This is a genomic window from Acinetobacter sp. TY1, assembly GCF_048551395.1.
Taxonomy (GTDB): domain Bacteria; phylum Pseudomonadota; class Gammaproteobacteria; order Pseudomonadales; family Moraxellaceae; genus Acinetobacter.
The window spans coordinates 1-4,865 of the sequence record NZ_JBLYZK010000057.1; the positions used below are offsets into that span (position 1 = coordinate 1).

Genomic DNA, 4,865 nt, shown 5'->3' on the forward strand with positions numbered 1-4,865 from the left:
AATGCCATATTTACAATACCAGCGCACAGCCCAAAGAATGATTTCGCCCTGAAAATGCCGACCATGGAAAGGATTCATATGCTGCACCTTTAGCTAAAACAGTCTTCAGCTTACCATTCGTGGTTATTTGCAACAGTGCCCAATTAAGCGAATCCATTTGGATACAAGATTTGTATTCAATCCATGTTTCAAAGCGACCGAAGCAATTGAAACGTCTGGTGCTTTACAAGCCTGAACGATCTTAAATTCAGCACTGTATGTTCTTCGTTTTTTCGCAAGAGATGCGATGGATGTCTGATTATTTGTAGTCATAAATTTAAGTCCCCACTTTGTTTTTAAGTGGGGACTAAATTAAAGCTTATAGGATGAATTCATAAGGTGTGTTCAGCGGACGCTTACGATATCCACGCTTTTTTTAATTGAGAAACAACCAAGTTGTTTCGAAAATGGATTTTTACCTATTTTTCTCATAAATGATTTTTAAGTTATTTATATTAATATACGAATTGTTGTTAGAACCCATTTAAAGTGTATATATTCTCACCAAAAAAACCGACTTAGGAGGTTTTTTAAAATCAACTGGATTAAAACTGCGGTTTAACCACCACTAAAATCACTACTGCGAGTAAAATAAGCGTTGGCATTTCATTGAAGAAACGCCAAAACTTATGTGATTTGTAATGCGGGTTTTCCATCAGTTTTTTACGGTAATAACCACAAAAAAAATGGTAAATCACCAGTAAGCCCACTAATCCAACTTTCAGGTAAAACCAGAGTGCTTCATGGTAATGTCGAGTTGCATCACCCCAATCCACTAAAAAATGCGCTGTGATGAGAGTGGCAAGCATTGACGGCCACATGATGCCGCGGTACAACTTTCGTTCCATAATCTGGAAACGCTGATGACTCGTGGCATCTTCACTCATCGCATGATAAACATATAAACGTGGCAAGTAGAACAAAGCGGCGAACCAGCAAACTACAGCAATAATATGTAATGCTTTTACCCACAAGAAAGCATCAGAAGGAGCATCCATCTATTCACCCTTTTAAGGGCAGTGTGGCAGAAGTTGATCATCCGTTGCCGAATGATCAACAATTTTTAGCTTAGCCTTCTCAATTTTTTGAAAACAAGACATGCATTTACACCGCCAAAACCGAAACTGTTACTCATCATAGTATTCAATTTTATGTCACATTTTTCAAGCACGATATCAAATGGTTTTGCACCTTCATCCAGTTCAGTCACGTTGATTTTTGGTGCAATAAAGTCATTTTGCATCATCAATACTGAATAAATCACTCATATAGGCATACGGATCCAGTCCATTCAGTTTCGCTGACTGTAAGCATCATGTGTTCACAGCTCGTTGACCACTGTACAGTGATCCTGCAAACAGCTAGCTCTTACATCCCATGCATGAGTATTTGTAGTCATGAATTAAGTCTCCACTTATTTTAAGTGGGGACCAAATTAAGGATTATCGAATAGCTTTGTAAGGTGTGTTCACTAGAGAGCTTACTACAGTGCTTTTTGGGAAGGAATTCGTTCATTAGAAAGTGATAATTCAGTGGAATGAGCTTGGATAGTGGCAGCCTCGGACCGATTAAGTATCTAAATTAAGAAGGAATTGTTATTTACAATATTTAAGAATAGATTATATTATTCTTAATTAATCAAGATAAGCAAAATACAGATGCAAATATTTCCATTAGGAAAGAGGGCTCTTTCCGTTTTTGTAGTGCTTATTACATTAATTTTATTTTTGGTTTATGTCCTGCTACGTACAGGACCTTTTGCACCAGTCAAGGTCAGTCTGACACAGGTTAAGTATAAATCTATTCAGCCTAGTCTGTTTGGTATAGCGACTGTTGAAGCTCGTCATAATTACAAAATTGGTCCCACAGCGGCAGGTCGTCTTAAAAACCTTCAAGTCGATATTGGCGATGCTGTACAAACTGGACAGCTCTTGGGAGAAATGGATCCAGTCGATTTGGAAGAAAAAACACTTGCACAACGTGCCATTATCCAAAAAATCATCTCTCAGCAACAAGATATTCAAATTCGTCAAAAGTTTGCACAGCAACAAGTTCAACGCTATCAGCAACTCACCAAAATCAATGCCACCAGTCAAGAGTCACTCGCGATTAAGCAGCAGGAGCTTGATCTCGCTACAACAGCACTTGGCTCAATGCAACAAGAACTTAATAAAGCTCGTGCAGACCTCAATACACTACAAGCCCAGCGCGACAATTTAAATTTAATGGCAACAGCACCAGGTATAGTCACAGCCCGTTATGCAGAACCTGGCTCTACTGTAGTTGCAGGGCAAACCGTATTGGAAATTGTAGACCCGAAGTCTATTTGGTTGAATACACGCTTCGATCAATCTAGTGCGATTGGCTTAGCCTCAGGTTTACCTGCACAAATTCATTTACGTTCGCGTCAAAGTAACACGCTTTCAGGTCAAGTCTTATGGGTAGAGCCTCGTGCAGATGTTATTACCGAAGAAATCTTAGCCAAAGTAGTCTTTAGTCAACAACCTAACCCTCTACCCCCTTTAGGTGAATTAGCAGAAGTGACAATTAAATTAGCACCACTGTCTCGCAGCCTTGCTATTCCAAATGCTGCTATTCACCGCATCAATAACCAAGTCGGTGTCTGGAAAGTGACAGATCAAAAACTACAATTTATTGAAATTAAACTAGGTCGCTCTAATTTAGAGGGTGATGTTCAAGTACTCGATGGTCTATCAGAAAATGATCAAATCGTTTTATATAGTGAAAAACCACTTAATGCGAAAAACCGTTTGCGTATTGTAAAAAATCTTGCAGGAACATCTGAATGATTAGCTTAGCCGGTCGGGATATATTCCATTCATGGGGTAAGTTTGTTTTTACTGGTTTTGGACTTGGCTTGTTGATCGGCGTGACTCTAATTATGGCGGGTGTCTACCGTGGTATGGTGGATGATGCCAAGGCTTTATTAAATAATAGCGGTGCAGATTTATGGGTGGTACAACAAGATACGCTTGGTCCATATGCTGAACCTTCTAGTGTGCGTGATGATTTATATCGTAGTGTCATGACTACACCTGAAGTAGAACATGCCTCAAATATTACTTATCTGACCACACAAGTTCATTATAAAGATAAAGATATCCGTGCGATGGTGGTTGGAATCCATACAGGTGAACATGCCTGGAATAATTTAGGCTGGCCACCTTACCTTTTAGCGGGACGTCAATTGACTCGGGGGCACTATGAAGCTGTTGTAGACATCACTTCAGGACTTAAATTAGGTGATCGCATCAAAATCCGTCGTAATTATTTTACTGTAGTAGGATTGACTCGACGAATGGTGTCATCAGGTGGTGACCCGATGATTTTTATTCCGCTTAAAGATGCACAACAAGCCCAATTTCAAAAAGATAATGCGGCAATTTTACAAGACCGCCGACGTACCGCACAAAATCCGATTTACAATCGTCCTGCGTATCCAGATTTATTAGACAGTGTTCTGAGTGCTCAAACCAGCAATCGTTATGTAAATGCAATTTTAGTCCGTCTTAAAACTGGTACTTCCGCAGAAGATACTGCTGAACACATCCAACGTTGGCAGCAACTGACTGTCTACACGCGTCTTCAAATGGAACATATTTTAATTAGCAAGATGATTGCAACATCAGCAAGGCAGATTGCGATGTTTTTAGTAATTTTGGCTTTGGTGAGCGCGGCAATTGTGGCATTTATTATTTATACCCTAACCATGGATAAAATTCGAGAAATTGCAGTTCTGAAACTAATTGGAACACGCAACCGAACGATTGCCTGGATGATCTTACAGCAAGCGCTCGCACTTGGTCTAATTGGATTTACTATAGGTAAAATCACTTCAACCTTTGCTGCGCCATATTTTCCAAAGTATGTATTATTGATTCCTCAGGATTCTATTCTTGGATTTATTGCTGTGATGTTGATTTGTATGTTGGCAAGTCTAGTAGCTATTCGTATGGCATTACGTATTGATCCAGCCGAAGCAATTGGAGGATAACACATGACCCACGGAATTTTAATTGAGGGTTTAAAAAAACGTTTTGGGCAAGGTGATAATGCTTTTTATGCATTAAAAGATGTCAATATGTGGGTGGATCCAGGAGAAGTTGTTGGACTGATTGGTCCGTCAGGTTCAGGTAAAAGTACCTTATTAAAATGTTTAGGCGCTGTGATTGATCCCACTGAAGGACGTATGACTTTAGGGAGTGAAGTGATTTTTGATCAACACTGGTTGGTAAAAGATTTAAGTGCATTGCGACGTGACAAAATTGGTTTTATGTTCCAAACACCTTATTTGATTCCTTTTTTGAATGTTTTAGATAATGTTGCGCTATTACCTATGCTTGCAGGTGTTCCTAATGACACTGCACGTGCAAGTGCTTTAGAAATTTTGACTGCTTTAGATGTTCAGCATCGTGTTCATGCCATGCCTGGGCAATTATCAGGTGGTGAACAACAACGTGTAGCTATTGCACGCGGCTTGATTAATAAGCCACCTGTCATTTTGGCAGATGAGCCAACGGCACCTTTAGACAGCGTTCGTGCCATGACTGTAATTCGTTTGTTGCACGAAATGGCGGAAAAATTTCAAACAGCAATTATTGTTGTTACACATGACGATAAAATTATTCCGACTTTCCAGCGACTGTATCATATTCGTGAGGGAATAACGTATGAAGAAAAAGGAGAGGGTCGTAGTTTCTAAAAACTTAGAAATTTAAAGTATTTTATCTAGGGCGTGTCATCAATTACCTTGAGGAAAACCACCTTGTCCCCATTATACTTTTATGACTAAACGCTATGCCTTA

5 protein-coding genes and 3 pseudogenes are annotated in these 4,865 nt (G+C 39.5%); 3 read left to right on the forward strand and 5 right to left on the reverse strand.

The features are described 5' to 3' along the window. The 5 genes and pseudogenes from ACK2M2_RS16125 to ACK2M2_RS16145 form a co-directional block, all read right to left on the reverse strand. A pseudogene (locus tag ACK2M2_RS16125) lies at positions 1-78 on the reverse strand (IS6 family transposase); the annotation flags it as partial. 45 nt (positions 79-123) lie between these two features. After that, on the reverse strand, positions 124-312 hold the full coding sequence (locus ACK2M2_RS16130) for a transposase (RefSeq protein WP_163122001.1): 189 nt from the start codon (positions 310-312) through the stop codon (positions 124-126). A 272-nt stretch (positions 313-584) separates the two neighbouring features. Then, a complete protein-coding gene (gene hemJ / locus ACK2M2_RS16135; protein ID WP_409512949.1) occupies positions 585-1,037 on the reverse strand; it encodes a protoporphyrinogen oxidase HemJ in 453 nt (150 codons plus the stop codon). Positions 1,038-1,102: 65 nt separating this feature from the next. Continuing rightward, positions 1,103-1,300, reverse strand: a pseudogene (locus ACK2M2_RS16140) (beta-ketoacyl-ACP synthase I); the annotation flags it as partial. Further along, a pseudogene (locus ACK2M2_RS16145) lies at positions 1,296-1,400 on the reverse strand (transposase domain-containing protein); the annotation flags it as partial. The pseudogenes ACK2M2_RS16145 and ACK2M2_RS16140, both read right to left, overlap by 5 nt. Before the next feature lie 342 nt (positions 1,401-1,742). On the opposite strand from ACK2M2_RS16145, the gene ACK2M2_RS16150 reads away from it, so the two are divergent. Genes ACK2M2_RS16150 through ACK2M2_RS16160 form a run of 3 tightly spaced genes read left to right on the forward strand, consistent with a single transcriptional unit; the run spans position 1,743 to position 4,762 of the window. Then, positions 1,743-2,849, forward strand: coding sequence for an efflux RND transporter periplasmic adaptor subunit (locus ACK2M2_RS16150; RefSeq protein WP_409512948.1), 1,107 nt, complete (start codon positions 1,743-1,745; stop codon positions 2,847-2,849). Beyond that, on the forward strand, positions 2,846-4,054 hold the full coding sequence (locus ACK2M2_RS16155) for an ABC transporter permease (protein WP_074947793.1): 1,209 nt from the start codon (positions 2,846-2,848) through the stop codon (positions 4,052-4,054). Before ACK2M2_RS16150 ends, ACK2M2_RS16155 begins: the two co-directional genes overlap by 4 nt. Before the next feature lie 3 nt (positions 4,055-4,057). After that, entirely contained in the window at positions 4,058-4,762 is a 705-nt protein-coding gene (locus ACK2M2_RS16160; RefSeq protein WP_074947794.1) for an ABC transporter ATP-binding protein, read from the forward strand. Positions 4,763-4,865: the final 103 nt, after the last annotated feature.